This is a genomic window from Nitratireductor sp. ZSWI3 (assembly GCF_024655565.1).
Classification (GTDB): domain Bacteria; phylum Pseudomonadota; class Alphaproteobacteria; order Rhizobiales; family Rhizobiaceae; genus Nitratireductor.
The window spans coordinates 53,534-69,110 of sequence record NZ_JANKOF010000007.1 but is presented as its reverse complement, the minus strand read 5'-3'; the positions used below and the strand labels follow the sequence as shown (position 1 = coordinate 69,110).

Annotated in this window: 12 protein-coding genes; 1 reads left to right on the top strand and 11 read right to left on the bottom strand. The window is 64.8% G+C overall.

Annotation, left to right across the window (positions count from 1 at the left end):
• Positions 1 to 13: 13 nt before the first annotated feature.
• The 7 genes from NUU27_RS04420 to NUU27_RS04390 form a co-directional block, all read right to left on the bottom strand.
• A complete protein-coding gene (locus NUU27_RS04420) occupies positions 14 to 895 on the bottom strand; it encodes a carbohydrate ABC transporter permease (RefSeq protein WP_257760852.1) in 882 nt (293 codons plus the stop codon).
• A 10-nt stretch (positions 896 to 905) separates the two neighbouring features.
• Positions 906 to 1,835 carry a sugar ABC transporter permease gene (locus tag NUU27_RS04415; protein WP_257760851.1) on the bottom strand — a complete coding sequence of 310 codons (930 nt, stop codon included), beginning with the start codon at positions 1,833 to 1,835 and terminating at the stop codon, positions 906 to 908.
• On the bottom strand, positions 1,832 to 2,947 hold the full coding sequence (locus tag NUU27_RS04410) for an ABC transporter ATP-binding protein (protein ID WP_257760850.1): 1,116 nt from the start codon (positions 2,945 to 2,947) through the stop codon (positions 1,832 to 1,834). Before NUU27_RS04410 ends, NUU27_RS04415 begins: the two co-directional genes overlap by 4 nt.
• A 39-nt stretch (positions 2,948 to 2,986) precedes the next feature.
• Positions 2,987 to 3,766: a GntR family transcriptional regulator gene (locus NUU27_RS04405; RefSeq protein WP_257760849.1), complete on the bottom strand. Its 780-nt coding sequence runs from the start codon at positions 3,764 to 3,766 to the stop codon at positions 2,987 to 2,989.
• A 237-nt stretch (positions 3,767 to 4,003) separates the two neighbouring features.
• A complete protein-coding gene (locus tag NUU27_RS04400; protein WP_257760848.1) occupies positions 4,004 to 6,751 on the bottom strand; it encodes a CHAT domain-containing tetratricopeptide repeat protein in 2,748 nt (915 codons plus the stop codon).
• A gap of 53 nt (positions 6,752 to 6,804) precedes the next feature.
• Positions 6,805 to 7,335 (bottom strand): hypothetical protein, encoded by a 531-nt coding sequence (locus NUU27_RS04395; RefSeq protein WP_257760847.1) that lies wholly within the window; start codon positions 7,333 to 7,335, stop codon positions 6,805 to 6,807.
• 112 nt (positions 7,336 to 7,447) lie between these two features.
• A complete protein-coding gene (locus tag NUU27_RS04390; RefSeq protein WP_257760846.1) occupies positions 7,448 to 8,719 on the bottom strand; it encodes a YwqG family protein in 1,272 nt (423 codons plus the stop codon).
• A 420-nt stretch (positions 8,720 to 9,139) separates the two neighbouring features.
• On the opposite strand from NUU27_RS04390, the gene NUU27_RS04385 reads away from it, so the two are divergent.
• The gene (locus NUU27_RS04385) at positions 9,140 to 10,315 is read left to right on the top strand and encodes a M48 family metallopeptidase (RefSeq protein ID WP_257760845.1); all 1,176 of its coding nucleotides are present in this window, start codon (positions 9,140 to 9,142) and stop codon (positions 10,313 to 10,315) included.
• Positions 10,316 to 10,410: 95 nt separating this feature from the next.
• Here NUU27_RS04385 and NUU27_RS04380 read toward each other — a convergent pair whose 3' ends face one another.
• The 4 genes from NUU27_RS04380 to NUU27_RS04365 are packed head-to-tail and all read right to left on the bottom strand — an operon-like array spanning position 10,411 to position 15,560.
• On the bottom strand, positions 10,411 to 10,989 hold the full coding sequence (locus NUU27_RS04380) for a sarcosine oxidase subunit gamma (protein ID WP_257760844.1): 579 nt from the start codon (positions 10,987 to 10,989) through the stop codon (positions 10,411 to 10,413).
• A gap of 14 nt (positions 10,990 to 11,003) precedes the next feature.
• On the bottom strand, positions 11,004 to 13,997 hold the full coding sequence (locus NUU27_RS04375) for a sarcosine oxidase subunit alpha (protein ID WP_257760843.1): 2,994 nt from the start codon (positions 13,995 to 13,997) through the stop codon (positions 11,004 to 11,006).
• Positions 13,994 to 14,296 carry a sarcosine oxidase subunit delta gene (locus NUU27_RS04370; RefSeq protein WP_257760842.1) on the bottom strand — a complete coding sequence of 101 codons (303 nt, stop codon included), beginning with the start codon at positions 14,294 to 14,296 and terminating at the stop codon, positions 13,994 to 13,996. The genes NUU27_RS04375 and NUU27_RS04370 overlap by 4 nt, the downstream gene beginning before the upstream one ends.
• 10 nt (positions 14,297 to 14,306) lie before the next feature.
• Entirely contained in the window at positions 14,307 to 15,560 is a 1,254-nt protein-coding gene (locus tag NUU27_RS04365) for a sarcosine oxidase subunit beta family protein (protein ID WP_257760841.1), read from the bottom strand.
• Positions 15,561 to 15,577: the final 17 nt, after the last annotated feature.

Here is a 15,577-nt window from a genome sequence, read left to right as displayed (position 1 = left end):
CCTCCCTGTGTTGTTACTCTTTGACCCCGCCCAGCAGAATTCCCTTCGTGAAATACTTCTGCGCGTAGGGATAAATGATGAGGACGGGGATGATGGAGGCGATCATGATCGCCGAGGTTACGGTTTCGAACGAATACCGGGCCGTCAGCAGGCTCGAGGCAAACTCATCATTCGCGTTGAGGTCGACGATCACCCGCTTCAGATAGACCTGCAGCGGGATCTTCTCCTCGCCGCGCAGGAGCACCATGGCCCAGAAGTAACCGTTCCAGCGCGAGACGATGCAGAACAGCGCAACGGTGACGATCGCCGGCTTGGACAGCGGAATGAAGACCTTCCAAAGAAGCTGCAGTTCGCTCGCGCCGTCCATCTTGGCCGCTTCCTCGAAGGATTTCGGCACGGCCTCGAAGAAGTTGCGCAACAGGATGACGTTGAAGGCGTTCGCGGCAAAGCCGATGATGATGCCGAAACGACTGTCCAGCAGCCCGAGATCCCGCATGTTCATGAAGAACGGGATCATGCCCGCATGGAACCACAGCGTGAAGGCGATCGCGATGTTGAAGAAGGTACGGCCGCGCAGGCGCCTTCGCGAAAGGGCGTAAGCCCCGGGTATCATGATCGCCAGGCTCATCAGCGTGCCGCCGAAGGTGTAGATGAAGGTGTTGCCATAGGCGACCCAGAACATCCTGTCCGACAGCACGCGGTCATAGGCCGCGAGCGTGACATCGACCGGCCAGAGCGTCACGCGGCCGGCGGTGACGGCGGCTCCGGACGACAGCGAGACCGACAGGACGTAGATGAACGGATAGAGCGTCGACAGGACGAACAGGCCGAGGAGAATGGCGTTGGCCCAGCCGAAGATCCTGTCACCGCGGGAATAGAGATTGAAGCTTGCCATCTTCAGCTCCTCACCAAAGCGATGTCGAAGAGACTTTTCGGCTGATGCGATTTGCCGAATAGACAAGGACGAAAGCGATGACGGCGTTGAACAGGCCGGCGGCGGTGGCCAGGTCGTACTGGGTTCCCTGCAGGCCGGTCCGATAAATGAAGGTCGAGACGACGTCGGCGGTTTCGTAGGTGGACGGGCGGTAGAGCAGGATGATGTATTCGAAACCGACCTCGACCAGATTGCCGATGCGTATGATCAGCATGATGATGATGGTCGGCAGGATGCAGGGCAGCGTGATGCGCCACATCATCTGCCAACGCGATGCGCCATCGACCCGCGCGGATTCATACAGGGTCGGGCTCACGCCGGCGATCGCCGCCAGGTAAACGATCGATTCGAACCCGGCCTCCTTCCAGATCGACGATCCGATGAAGACCGGCCGGAACCACTCCGGCTGGGTCAGGAAATAGACCGGTTCCAGCCCAAGTCCCTTCGCAAGCAGATTGACGACACCGGTCGACGGCGACAGGAAATTGATGACGATGCCCGCAACGATCACCACCGAGATGAAGTGCGGCAGATAGACGATCGTCTGCGCCCAGCGGCGCGCCACCGCGTTCTGGACCTCGTTGAACATCAACGCCAGGATGATCGGCACCGGAAACGCGAATATCAGGCCGAGGCCGCTGATGGTGATCGTGTTCCAGAAGGCCCGGATGAACATATCGTTGTGGATGAGCTCCACGAAATTCGCAAAACCCACCCACGGGCTTCCCTCGATGCCGCGGAAAATCGAAAAATCCTTGAACGCGATCAGAAGCCCGTACATGGGCTTGTAGAGAAACAGCGAGAACCAGATGACCATCGGCGCGAGCAGCAGATAAAGCTGCCAGTCCCGCCGCATGTCCTCCCAGAAATCGTGCAGCATCCGGCGGAAATTCTGCTTCATGGCCGCGATCCGCTTGCGGCCTTGAGAGACCTGCCGGTTGCCGCATCGAAGACGTGGATGCGCGTCGTGTCGATGCCCAGCCGCCTCACGCCGTTCAGCTCGTGGTGGGAATAGAGCGTTTCCGCCTTTGCGATGAAGGACTGCCCGTTCGCCTCGCCGTGAAGCAGCGCCTCGGCGCCGAGCGGCTCCACAAGCTCGATGGCACAGTCCAGCGTTTCACGTCCGTCATCGGTCCGCACGGACATGATTTCGGGTCGCAGCCCGAGCTTGATCGGCTGGCCTTCCGTCGCTGCCTTCGCAAAGGCGTCCGGAATGCTGAGGCTCTGGCCGCCCTCCCCCGTCAGAACGGCCTTCGCCCCACCGTCGCGCTTCGCAACGACGGCATCCAGAAGGTTCATCGGCGGAGAGCCGACAAAGCCGGCGACGAAAGTGTTGGCCGGCTCGAGAAACACGTCCATCGGCGAGCCGACCTGCTCGATATTGCCGCCATTCATGATGACGATGCGGTCTGCCAGGGTCATCGCTTCGACCTGGTCGTGCGTCACATAGATGCTGGTCGCCTGCATGCGCTTGTGCAGCTGCTTGATCTCGGCGCGCATATGGGTGCGCAGCTTGGCGTCGAGATTGGAGAGCGGTTCATCGAACAGGAAAACCTTGGGCTTGCGAACGATGGCGCGGCCCATGGCGACACGCTGGCGCTGCCCGCCGGAGAGATCGGCCGGCTTGCGCGTCAGATAGGCCGTCAGCCCCAGGATTTGCGCGGCCTCCGCTACCGCCTTGTCGATCACCTCGCGCTTCTCGCCCCGGACACGCAGGCCGAAGGCGATGTTCTCGGCGACGTTCAGGTGGGGGTAGAGCGCATAGTTCTGGAACACCATCGCCACGTCACGGTCTTTGGGCGCGACCTTGTTGACCACCCGCCCGCCGATCGAGATCGTCCCGTCGGAAATCTCCTCCAACCCGGCAACCATGCGCAGCGTCGTTGACTTGCCGCATCCGGACGGTCCGACCAGGACGACGAATTCCTGCGGCTGGATCGCCAGATCGATGCCATGGACGACTTCCAGGGAACCGTATCTCTTGGCGACGTTGTTGATTTGAACTGCGGACATGAAAGGCCCCTCCTCAAAAGCCTCGGACGTTCAGGCCGGCTATTTGGAGCCTCTGGAGACGCGCTTCCTGGTGACGCGTGTGTTGACCTGCTCGATGTAGGTCCAGATCCTGGGGTTCTTGGACAGTTCCGCGATCTTGGATTCAAGCGATCCGAGATGGCGCTGAACCGCCTCGCGCGCGCCTTCGATATCGCCGGACTCGATGGCAGCCACGATGCTCTCGTGCTCCTCGATCACCTTTTCGGTGCGGCGCACGGCGAACACCCGCTTCAGGTGCCGCATCCGGTCCATCTCGCCCTTCGCCTGGTTGACGACGCTCCACGCCCCAGGCAGGCGAGCGGCGGCGAAGATCGTGCGATGGAACTCCTCGTCCAGCAGAAAGAAATCGGTGAACTGCTCGTCCGCGGCGGCGGCACGCTGCTGGGCAAGACAGGTCTTCAGTCGTGCAATGTCTTCCAGTGAATGCCGCTTGGCGGCCTCGATAACCGCCCCCTCCTCGAGCCTGAAGCGGACGAAGCAGGCTTCCATGTAACGCTGCACGTCGATCGGCGCGATATAGGTGCCGCCCTGCGGCACGACGGTGACAAACCCCTCTTCCGCAAGCCGGATGATCGCCTCGCGAACCGGTGTCTTGCTCACGTTCAGCAGAGCCGCGATCTCCTTTTCGGAAAGCGCGCGTCCCGGCAACAGCTTCACCTCGACAATCAGCTTGCGCAGCAGCGCATGGATCCGATTGGTCATGCTCCCACCAGCCTGCAGGTCCTGCGGCGAGACCAGATCGGAAAGCTGAAGCGACGGGAACTCGACGGGATTAGACATATCAAATCCACAACTAAGATATTAGTTATTTTTCTGATATATTTTTGGATAGGAAGGATGTCAACAACCAGATGCGGCGACGTCGATCCGCGCCGCGAATTTCTTTGGGGTTGTGGAAATCTTTCGGGAAGAAATCGATCCGCGCCTGAACCGGCCGCCGCGCCTTCCCGGCGGGAGCGCTGGCGCGATCAATTGGGAGTTATCGAGCAGTGTCCGGCAGCCGTGGCTGCAAGACGTTCAGTTCTCGAACATGACGAAGGCGCCCCACACGGCCGGGTCCTCGGCCTTGGCGACCTTACCTGCAATGGCATCGAGCCGCGCCTGGCGCAGGGCCTCGGCATAGGTGGTGCCGGGCTGGGCGGCGTGCTCGTAAAATCGTGTCATGAAGGCCGCTGCCCCCTCGTCGTCGATGGCCCACAGGGTCAGGAGAAAGCGCTGCGCGCCGGCAATGCCAAGGGAGGTCGGCAGGCCGCGCACCGCGTCGATGCGGCTCGCGCTGCCGCGGGCGGTCTCGCAGGCCGAAAGGACGATGAGGGAGGCCGACGACAGATCCCAGTCCAGGAGTTCCTGCGCATAGAGATAGCCGTCCTCGCCGTCGGCGCGGGGGTCGGCGGGCGAGCCGGAGCGCGCCAGGACGAGACCGCTGCGCCACAGCGCGTTGGACTCGTCCCCTATGGGATGAAAGAAGCCGTGCGTTGCAAGATGGATGACCTCCGCGCCGGACGCCTCGGCCCTGAGCGCGGCTTCCGTTCCGGCCGCGCCCGTCAGCAGCGTCGTTCGGTACCCTGCGCCTTTCAGGATGGCGTCGATCCGGTCAGCCTCGCGCCGGGAGAACGGAATGGGCGAGGCCCCCTTCTCCTTTCCCTTCGAGAAATCGAGACCTCCGGCCAGGACAGCCTTGCCGCCCGCCGCGAGCCGGTGGCTGCGCCCCTCTTGAAACAACGTGTCTTCGCGGGTGAGGAAACGCACCTCGTAGAGCTGATCCAGATAGCGGCCTTCCGCATCGCGCAGCAGCGAAAAGGGCATCGCATAAAGCGATGCGTCCGGCACGATGTAAAGCCGCTCCACGCCCTCGATATGCACTTGCAGCGGCCCGATGAGCTGCCGGAAGAGCGCCGCGCTGCGCCCCTCCTCGGTTTCCGTGGCCGGCGGCGTCTCGTCGAGAAAGGCATCAGGATCACCGAGGTCGACCAGCACGGGCGCCGCGGCCTTCCTGTGCACCGCCGCGATCAGGCGGCGTTCAAGAACGGCGTCATCGCTACCAAGCGAGGGTTTGCGGCGTGACAGCGCGATGAAGTTCACCAGCGCGTCGGATGGGCCAAGAACGGCCTCGACCGTTGTCGGCACCGAGGAGGCGGTCACCGGGGGAAGCTGCGCTATGCGCTCCTCGAGTTCCTTCGCCTTGGCCTTCAGCGCCTCGATGACGGCTTCGTCGTGCTCCCGGTCGGCAAGGGTCCGTCGCGACGACATGATCTCCTGGCGCTGGCCGTGCAGGCGGATGACGTCGCGTGCCAGCGCCCTCGTGCCGTCATCCGGCAGATGGTCCACCATCAGGCGAAGGCGGGCGCGCTCGCCGCTTTCCATGGCCTTCCAGCGGCCGGCGGCATGCGCGAAGGCAGGCCTGGCTTCCTCATGCGCAAGCGCGAACCGGGCGAAGGAGAAGAGGAAATTGTCGGCGATGGCGCGCGTGTTCTCTGCGGTGAAGCGGTTGCCGGCGTTGCCGATCTCCCGCAGCATCCACTCCAGTAGGCGCGCATCCATGGCCTGGAATATCTCCAGGGCCTTTCGGTCGTCCCCCTTCCGCGCATAGGCATCCGCAAGCCCGAGTTGCGCGTCCGATGTGATGGGATTGGTGGGGCGAAACGCGGCGACCGCTATCTCATGGGCCTCTTCGCGAAGGCGAATGGCGCGCTCCCAATCGCCCTTCTTCTCATATTGCTCTGCCGCAAGCGCGGCGGCCTTCACGCGCAGCAGATCGGGCGAGCCCCGCCAGTCCTTGAGAGCCGCCATCGCTTCGAGTTCGTCGGACGGAAGGGACAGGTCCTCCGCAAAATAGGCTTTCGTGTAGCGAACCCACGCCTCGGCCTGCGGCACGTGCTCGGACGTCGGATCGGCGAGTGCGGCACCGTAGCGGCGCTGCAGCTCGAAATAACGCAGCGCACAGGTCTCGTCGCCGAGCGCAAGGCAATCGAGCGCGGCGTTGCTGGCGCTGACCAGCGCCTGGATGCTGCCTTCTCCGTAATGCTCGACGCGTTTGGCCAACAGGAACTCGTCGATCGGCCTCGCCGCTTGCGGATGGCCGATGGAGCGCAGCGCCTCGGCGTAGTTGTTCGCCGTCCGCCATGTCAGCGGCTCGTCGTCTCCGAGCGCTGCACGCGCAAGCTCGAAATTGCGCTCGGCGATGTTCATGCCGATCGCCACGGAGCCGGTGTTGACCAGGAGCGCTCCCAACGTGTCGTTCGCCGAGATCGTCTCGCGCGAGCGCGGGCCGGTGAACTGCTCGAAAAGGCGCCGCGCCCACCGTATGTGGATGATCGCCGACTCGAGGCGGCCGTAGCGCTCCAGAAAGCGGGCGTAGTTGAAGTGCAGGTAGGCGCGTTCCAGGCTGGGTTCGGACGCCGCCTTGCTGAGGAGCCCCTCTTCATAAAGCTCCTGCGCGATCGACACCTGCCGTGCCTGCGCGAATCCTCCCGCCCATGAGGCGTATTCCGTCAGCGCCTCGCGCATCTTGCCTGCGGAGATCAGACCGGCGAGATAGTTGCGCAGGCATGGCAGGCCTTTGTCCACGTCGCCCGCATCCAGCAGCGCCTCGCAACGCTGGACGCGCGCCATGTCCGTGCTGCTCGCGTTCTGCGGCTGCGCCAGCGCTTCCGCGGAGCCGAGCCGCAGGGCTGCCGCGATGCAGAGCACGGACCATGCGGACGCCGCACCCATGCGGCGCAGCAGAAACCTTCCGGTCGAGCCGCCTTCGGTGCAACGGTCCATCTTCACCCCCGTCCAATCATCGTGCGTTCCGAGCGGCCTCTGCCGGCTTCACGTCAATCGCGGATGACGAGGCCCAGTTTGCGCCGAAGCGTTTCGATGCGGCTCCCGAACATCGCATGACGCTCGTCGGGCAGCGCGACGGCCTGTGCCATGGCGAGGAGTTCTTCCTTCTCCTCGCGGCGCAGATGGTCCTTCAGGAAGAGCGCGATCTTGTCGATGACGATGGAGACATCGGCGACCTGGCTCGTCGCCCATTTGGCATAAATGACCGCCTCGTCGACCTGACGCTCCGACGCGGCGATCACCGCGATCTCGTCGCGCAGGCGCTTTTCCATCTCCTCGGAGACGACCATGTCCTCGGAGGCGATCGCAAGGACCACCGTGCTTGCGGCGGTCACGGGGTCATCGATGGCGGCGATGGGCGAGATCGCGGATTTCTTGCGCAGCGCGCTGCGACGCATGTTCCCCCGGACCCGACCAACCGCGTCGGCCACTTCGCCAGCGGCCTTGCTCATATACTGGACGCGGTACCACCAGAAGCAGCCGGCCGCGACGACGCCGGCAATCATGACGAGGATGTGCATGGATGCGATGCTCCTGTTTTCTGCGAATGTGACGTCAAGAGGCGCAGAGCGGTGCCGGCGCGCTCACCGGGACGCCTTGTCCTCCAGCGGTTTCGGGTCGGTTGTGCCATCGTCAATCCTGCTCGTAGACGATCCACGCCCTGTCGAAGCGGCGCTCGGCGAGATCCTCCCCACGCATGAGGACGTAGAAGGCGCCGGGCAAGTCGAGACCGAGAACGTCGTCGCGGCCGATCTGCAGCACGAGCCGCCAATCCTGCGCATCCTCAAGGAGCCGCCTGGCCTCGGCACTCTCGTAAGCTTCAGACGTTCCCGCGTAGACGCCGTTGGCGGCAAGCTGGCTCTGGGACTGCATGCCGCCCTGGATGGCGCGCGGCCAGCCGCCGAGCTGGTGATTGCCGCTTTCCGCCGTGGGCCAGCCCAGCGTGTAGAGCCATTCATGGTAGAGACCCGCATCGTCCTCGTTGCCGAGGCCGAGCGCGCGCCACGAGGCGCCGCCTGCGGGAATCGTGGTGATCACCGATCGTGGCGCAATGGCCGCCGGGGCAAGCAGGAACTGGCGCGGATCGGCAGCCGCCCGAAACTCCTCCGGCGGCTCTGCGCGCACGAGCTCCGATACCGGCGTTTCATCGTAGATCAGGCGCAGCCCCGCACTCGAGCGTGGATCGAAGGAAGGCGGCAAGATCCACAGATCATAGAACAGAAGAAGGCGTCCGGTATCAGGCAGGCTCGCATCGAAACCTGCCTGCGTCGACAGCGCAGCCAGGTCGAACTGGCCTATGAAAGCGAGCGGAAACGACTTGCCCACCGCCTCCGCCCTGGCGCGCCAAAGAAGGGCTTCGGCCTCGATCTCGTCTTTTCCAGGCCGCTCGATGTCCTTCGGATCGAAATCGACCTCGACACCTGCTTCCTCCATCAGCGCACGGGTGCTGGCCCAGGCCTCCTCGTTCAGGCGCTTGCGCTCGTCGACCAGTTTCCTGCCGTCCTCTGGCGAGAGCCAGGGCGGCGGCAGGCCGGCATCGGCATAGAGATTCCGGGCGTCGGCGTTGAACACCGCCGCGAGTTCGCCGGCATTTTCGTATCCGTCGCGCATCGGCCATGGCATGCCGGGGGGCAAATCCGGCACACCGCCGATCCGGCTTGCGCCAAGGGCGACTTCATCGTCGGAGACGGGCGTCGTCTCAAGCACGAGTGCGGGACGTGACGCGGCCAGGATGATCGCCCTTCCTTTCCGCGACAGGCCGGCCTCCTCGAGGCGCGCGGCAAGCCCGGCTTCATCCGTTGGCAATGGCTGGATACCGTCGTCATAGGCCATGGCATGTTCCGTCGAGACAAAGATGAGCACGGCAAGCAACAGACGATGCAGGCTCGGCGATCCGTGTTTCACTCCCCCACCTCCGTCGAAACGCCAACGCGACAAGGGCAACCGTATGCCACGGAGAATTCGGAACTTTTGTGAAGGACAGGAAACAGAATTCATGCCGATGGTTTTATTCGAGGTGTCACGGTCCCTCAACACTCGGGATGGTAACTGAAGAACTTACCAACTGCATTGTAGCCGCGGAACAACACCGGCCGGTTCCCGATATCTATTGTCACGCAAGAAGAACCGACTTGTCTTCACGCAGACGGTGCGCCTCAACTCCGAATGTGGATAAGCAACCGTACCGCGCATCACTTCAACTATGGATGTTGAGGTCGGCGGGAATGGTTTCTATAAGCCAAGCGAATAATTTCACTTCATTACAGACCGCCGTGTTTTAGGAGGCGGTGCTGCACATGGATTGCGGATAGGAGAGGGAATCAGATGCATCAGAAGATCGATGTGCCGGCCGGCGCGCCCGTTCAGGTGTCGCGCTGGCCGAGCGAGATACCGCTGCGCGTTGCCGTCATGGTGGTGGGGATCCTGCTGTGGCTGCTGCTCATCGTCGGCTCGTTCGGCCTGGGCCTCATCTATGTCGGCCTGATCGGCGCCTTTCTGTTTCTGGTGCAGGTCGGCTTCATCGCGCATCTGCGCGGAAGCGCAGTCCAGCTCGGCCCGGACCAGTTTCCCGAGCTCTATGCCCGCGTGGCCGAGCTCGCCCGCAAGGCCGGGCTGAAGGCGACGCCGGAAGCCTACATCCTGCAGGCCGACGGCGGCCTCAACGCGCTGGCCACCAAGTTCTTCCGCCGTCGCATCATCGTGCTCTATGCCGATCTTCTGGCGGCCTGCGGCGACGACGAGGCGGCCCGCGACATGATCATCGGCCATGAGATCGGGCATCTGCGCTGCGGGCACCTCGACTGGTTCCTGCTGAGCGCGCCGGGCCGCATCATTCCGTTTCTCGGCTCGGCCTATTCGCGCGCTTGTGAATACACTTGCGACCGCTGGGGCGCGGCGCTGAGCGGCAGCCCGGACGGGGCGAAGCGGGGCCTGGCCGTGCTGGCGGCGGGCGGCGCGCACAGCCGGCAGGTCAATCTCGACGCCTATGTCCGGCAGCAGCAGAACCTCAACACGGGCTGGATGACGCTGGCCCGCTGGCTGTCGACCTATCCGCCCCTTTCGGCGCGCGTTGCGGCCATCGCCCCGGATCCAAACGCGCCGAGATACACTTCCGGCCGGGGGGCGCTACGCGCCTGGGCGATCATGCTGTCCTTCGTGCTCGTGCCGGCCTTGATCGTGATGGGCATTGCGGCAGTCCGCGGCTATCCCGGCGCCACCAGCCTGCTGCCCGCATTCGTCAATGGTTCGTCTGCACCCAGCAGCTCGAGCGACCAGACATTTGCCTCCGTGGACGACATGCCGGCGCCCCAGGAGGTGCCGCAGATCGACGACGCGGCCCTGGCGGAAATGGCCGTCCAGTGCCACGGTGGCGACATGGCCGCCTGCGACCGGCTCTATTACGAGTCCGAGGGGGGAAGCACGGAGGAGAACTACGGCAACAGCTGTGCCGGCCGTTTCCCCGGCAACCCCATCGACTGCGTCGACTATCTGGAGGAGTGACTAAACAGGACATCGCGCCGGCCGCCCACTCCTTCCATCCCACCTGTTAGCGGTCACTCTCAGGGCGATTGCTTCGGCGATCGCCCTGTCGCGCATCAAGGTCGGCGGTTCGCAAGGCCGGATTGTTCGGCGGCCAGCTCGGCGCAGCCCGTTTCGAGAAGCGCGACCACATGCGGGGCGAAGGAACGCCACATGTCGAGGCGAAAACTGTCCTTGCCGTCGCGCCACAGCACGACCGTCGCGCCGTCCATCAGCGTCCGGCGGCCCTCACCCTCGGCAATGCGGTCGAGATCGCGCGGGCAGCCGAGCGTCAGCAGCTCCGCCGCCTCCGGGCCTTCGATGCGCACCGAGACCTCGCGGTCCGAAATGTCGGTCAGGCTGTGCGGCGCATCGGCGTATACGGACGCGCATCTTTCGACGAGCCGCGGCGCATCGGTCTCGGCAACCAGGACATGCCATTCATCGGGACCGAGGCACAAAATCTCGACGGTGCCGATATTGGCGCGTGCACCGATCTTCGCCGGAAGATCGACGCCGACAGCCTTGGACAGAACAGGCATGTCCGTCGCTCGCGCGCGCAGCGAAAACCGGCCGGTCGGTGCGAGAAGCGAGACACTGACGGCACCGCTTTCGGCAAGCGGGCCAGGTGTGAAATCGGGGGTAAGAGCGGTCATCGCGGTGCTCCCGTTCAAAGTTTCAGCCGGTCGCCGTCAAGGTCGTAAAACACGGTTCCCGTGATTTCCGCCTTGATCACGGCGTCCGGCATGGGGATGAAGACGGTCTCGCCCATTCGCTTGTGCCCACCTTCGATGAGCGCCAGGGCGATGGGCCTGCCGGCCGCCTCAGAGCGGTAGGACGAGGTGACGTGGCCGACCATTTTCATAGGCTTGGGCTGACCGGGATCGAGCACGATCTGCGCGCCCTCCTCCAGCCTGGTGCTGCCGTCCTCGGTCAAGAGGCCGACGAGCTGCTTACGGCCTTCGGCGACCAGATCCTGACGCTGCAGCCCGCGCATCCCGACAAAATCCGGCTTCTTCCTGCCAACGGCCCAGCCGAGACCGGCATCGAAGGGGGTGACCGTCCCGTCGGTGTCCTGGCCGACGATGATGTAGCCCTTTTCGGCCCGCAGGACATGCATCGTCTCGGTGCCGTAAGCGCAGATCTCATATTGCTGTCCCGCCGCCCAGAGTGTCTCCCACAGCGCCCGGCCGTGGCGGGCCGGCACGTTCACCTCGAAGCCGAGCTCGCCCGTGAAGCTGACCCGGAACAGGCGCGCCGGGAAGCCGGCCACCGTGCATTCGGCGATCGACATATGCGGAAACGCCTCGTCCGAGAGATCCAGCCCCTCGACGAAAGGCTCGAGCAGCTTGCGCGCGTTGGGGCCGTTGAGCGCGACGGTCGCCCACTGCTCGGTCGTCGAGGTCAGCCAGACCTTCAGGTCTGGCCACTCGGTCTGGAGATAGTCCTCCATCATGTTCAAAACGCGCGGCGCACCGCCGGTGGTGGTGGTGACGTGGAAGCGGTCTTCCGAAAGGCGCCCGATCACGCCGTCGTCGCGGATATAGCCATCGTCTCCCAAAAGCAGGCCGTAGCGGGTCCGGCCCGGCGCCAGCTTGCTCCAGGGGTTGGTGTACATGCGGTTCATGAACTCCACCGCATCCGGCCCCACCACCTCGATCTTGCCGAGCGTCGAGGCGTCGAAGATGCCGAGGCTGGCCCGCGTCTGCCGGCATTCGCGGGCCACCGCCGCCTCCATGTCCTCGCCGGGCTTCGGGAAATACCAGGCGCGACGCCACAGGCTGACCGGCTCGAACACGGCGCCATGCTCTTCGGCCCAGCCGTCGATCGGCGTCTTGCGGGTCACCTCGAAATGCCCGCCCCGATGGTATCCGGCAAGGGCGCCGAAGGTCGTCGGCGTGTAGGGCGGACGGAACGTGGTCAGCCCCACCTGCGGCGCAGGCTTTCCAAGTGCGTCCGAGGCGATGTTCAGACCGTTGATGTTCGACATCTTGCCCTGGTCGGTGGCCATGCCGTTGGTGGTGTAGCGCTTGACGTGCTCGATCGAGCGCATGCCCTCACGCACCGCGAGGCGCAGGTCCTTGGCCGTCACGTCGTTCTGGAAATCGACGAAGGCGCGCGCCCGGCCCGGATTGCGGTCGGTGGGCAGTTCCTTGTGACTGACGCCGGCGCCGGTGCGCTCATTGGCAACGGCATGGCGGATCGCGGCAGGTTCCCTGCCGAGCGCGCGGACCGCCTGCGCGCCCATTCCGGCACCGTCGTTCAGGGCCGCCTCCACGCCCCACAGACCGCGGCCGGCACCCGCGATCTGGCAGGCCTCGGTCTTGCGCTCGGGAAGAAAAGTCTGGTTGTCGTCGTCCCAGGCGAGCGTGCCCTTGGTGTGCGAGAACAGGTGCAGCGACGGCGTCCAGCCGCCCGAGATCAGGAGGCTGTCGCAGGCGAGCGTCTGCGCCGGCCCGACCCTGTCTCCTTGCATCGGATTGACGCGCACCGATCCGATGCGCAGACGTCCCGTCGTTCCGGTAACCGTGTGGCCCGCCAGCACCGCAATCCCGCGCGCCCCGGCTTCTGCCTGCAAGCCGGCCGGCGGCTCGGCGCGGGTATCGACAATGGCGGCGACCTTCGTGCCCGCGTCGGCCAGGTCGAACGCCGCGTACCACGCGCTGTCATGGCTGGTGGCGACGACGGTCCTGTCGCCGACCCTGACGCCAAAGCGATTGAGATAGGTCTGGGCACTTCCCGCCAGCATCACGCCGGGCCGGTCGTTGCCGTCGAACACCAGCGGCTTTTCCAGCGCGCCCTGCGCCAGGACAACCTGCCCTGCCCGGACGCGCCACAACCGCTCGCGCGGCATGTCCGCGGGAGGCGTGTCCAGATGGTCGGTCAGCCTCTGGCAGAGCCCGACCATGTTCTGATGGTAATAGCCTATCGCCGTGGTGCGGGTCATGATCGTGACCCCGAGCGCCTCCAGTTCCTTGAGCGTCGCCGCCAGCCAGTCCCAGGCGGGTGCGCCGTCGATCCTGACCTGCGGCTCGCTCAGAAGCGTTCCTCCGGCCTCGGCATTCTCGTCGACCAGCGTGACGCGCAGGCCCGAACGGGCCGCAGCCAGCGCGGCGGCCAGGCCCGCCGGACCGGCACCGACGACCAGCACGTCCGTGTGCAGATAGCGCGAGGCGTAGCCGTCCGGATCTTCCTCCCTCGGCGACACGCCGAGCCCGGCGGCGGCCCGGATGAAGGGCTCGTAGACCTTGTCCCAGAAGCTTTTCGGCCACATGAAGGTCTTGTAGTAGAAGCCGGCCGAAAACAGCATGTAGGCGCGGTCGTTCAAGGCGCCGACATCGAATTTCAGGCTGGGATATCTGTTCTGGCTGGTCGCCTCCAGCCCGTTCCAGATCTCCTGCACGGTGGCGCGGGTGTTGGGCTCGAAGCGGCCGGGCCCGCGGCGCGTGCCGATGAGGGCGTTCGGCTCCTCCGAGCCGGCCGAAACCGCACCGCGCGGCCGGTGATACTTGAACGAGCGGCCCATCAGGTGCACGCCATTGGCCAGCAACGCCGAGGCGACGGTGTCGCCCGCGCGCCCCTCGACGGTGTCGCCGTCGAAGGTGAACGTCACCGGCCGGTCATGGTCGATCCGGCCACGTCCGGGAACGCGGAAGGCACTCATTCCGCAGCCTCCTTGAGCGAGGAAAGGTCGGGACGCGGCTCGCCCGCCTTGTAGGTGATCAGGAAACGGTCGGTGACGGTGTCGCGCACGGCGTTGAAAAACCGGCCGCAACCGTGCAGATGCCGCCAGCGTTCGAAATGCGGCCCGCGCGCATTGCTGCGGATGAACAGATAGTCGCGCCACTCCTCATCGCTCATGGCAGAGGGTTCGGCGGGCCGGGCGATGTGCGCCTCGCCGGCATAGGCGAATTCCAGCTCCGGCAGGGTCTCTTCGCAATAGGGGCAATGGACGAGAAGCATCGTTTCCTCCTCAATGCGCGACGGCGGCCGCGGCGGCCTCGTCGATCAGACGGCCGGTGGTGAACCGCTCGAGGGTGAAGGGCGCGTTGGCCGGGTGAGGTTCGTCCCTGGCGACGGTCCAGGCAAGGGTGTGAGCCGCGCCCGGCGTCGCCTTGAACCCGCCCGTGCCCCAGCCGCAATTGACGTAGAGCCCCGGCACCGGCGTCTTGCCGAGGATGGCCGAGCGGTCCGGCGTCACATCGACGATGCCGCCCCATTTGCGCAGCATCCGCATGCGGGTGAAGATCGGAAAGATCTCGCAGATCGCCGCGACCGTATGCTCGATCAACGGCAATCCGCCGCGCTGCGAATAGCTGGTGTACTGATCGGTCCCGGAGCCGATGACCAGTTCGCCCTTGTCGGACTGGCTGATATAGGCATGCACCGTGTTCGACATGACGACGCACGGGAAGATCGGCTTGACCGGCTCCGAGACGAGCGCCTGGAGCGGAAAGCTTTCCAGCGGCAAGCGGACGCCGGCGCTGTCCATGACGACGGTGGTGTTGCCTGCCGCAGACACGGCGACCTTCTTCGCCCTGATGAAGCCCTTGGCCGTCTCCACGCCGGCAACGCGGCCGTCGGAGCCGCGCCGGATCGCGGTGACCGGGCAATTCTGGATGATGTCCACCCCGCGTGATGCGGCGGCACGCGCATAGCCCCAGGCCACGGCATCATGGCGCGCGGTGCCGGCGCGCTTCTGCAGCGCGGCACCCATGACCGGGTAACGCGCCGTCGGCGAGATGTTGAGCGGCGGGCAGAATTCCTTGGCTTCCTCGGCGGTCAGCCACCGGTTGTCGACCCCGTTGAGGCGATTGGCATGGATATGACGCTGAAAGCTCTGCACGTCGTGCACGTTGTGCGCCAGCATCATCACGCCGCGCTTGGAGTACATGACGTTGTAGTTCAGCTCCTGGCTGAGGTTCTCCCACAGGTCCAGCGCGTGGTCGTAGAGCTTGGCGCTCTCGTCATAGAGATAGTTGGAGCGGATGATCGTCGTGTTGCGCCCGGTGTTGCCGCCTCCGAGCCATCCCTTGTCGATCACCGCGACATTGGTGATCCCGTGCTCCTTGGCCAGATAATAGGCAGCGCCCAGCCCGTGCCCGCCGGCGCCGACGATCACCACGTCGTATTCGGCTTTCGGCTGGCTGTCCGGCCACTGCTCGGTCCAGTTCTTCTGACCGGTGAAAGCATTCATCAGAAGCGACAGCGCAGAAAAATGCGTCATGAGAGGCGGCCTCCCGC